The sequence below is a fragment of the Aerococcus sp. L_32 genome (assembly GCF_050689315.1).
In genome coordinates, this window is sequence record NZ_JBOEQF010000850.1 from 1 (window position 1) to 794 (window position 794).

Sequence of the window (794 nt, forward strand, 5' to 3'; positions counted from 1 at the left end):
CCACTTGAACGATTCTTGAAGAAATATATTCCAGATACAATTCAGTTATTCGCTGTACCAATGATTTCAATTCTAGTAATGGTACCACTAACTGCTTTAGCATTCGGTCCATTCTCGCAATTCTTCTCTGGATTAATTGCTGATGGTTTACTATGGCTATTAGATTTCTCTTCACTATTAACTGGTATGGTAATGGCAGCGGCATGGCCATTCTTGGTTATCTTGGGTGTGCATTGGGGTATTACGCCAATCTCATTGGATAACCTAACACGTGGTGGTGACCCGTTAAATGCGATGGCAGCAGGTGCGACTTTTGCCCAAATGGGTATCGCTTTTGGGGTATTCTTACGCTACCGTAAAAACAAAAACTTGAGTTCTTTATCATTGTCAGCAACAATTTCTGGTATTCTAGCTGGTGTAACAGAGCCTATTTTATACGGGATTATCTTACGCTATAAACGTGTGATTCCAATTCTAGTGGTTTCATCAGCTGTTGGTGGGGGAATCTTAGGCGCTTTAGGTACACAGATGACTTCATATGCTTTTAACTCTGTTTTAACAATCCCAGCTTACGCACCAATTCCACAATATGTGATTGGTATTTCAGCAGCCTTTATTACGGGTACAGTCCTAACCTTTATCTTTGGTTTAGGTGATGATGTGGACGGGGATGCTAAAGAGGACAATGAACCATCAAAACCGACACCTGTAGCAACTGAAACGCAAGCAGTTAGTGATGAAGCTTTAATCAAACCGCTAAAAGGAACGAGCTTACCCTTAGACCAAGTAGATGA

1 protein-coding gene is annotated in these 794 nt (G+C 41.1%); it reads left to right on the forward strand.

The features are described 5' to 3' along the window. Window positions 1–794, forward strand: a 794-nt coding sequence (locus ACRCJ0_RS16870; RefSeq protein ID WP_431391309.1) for a PTS transporter subunit EIIC, incomplete at both ends; no start/stop codon positions are given.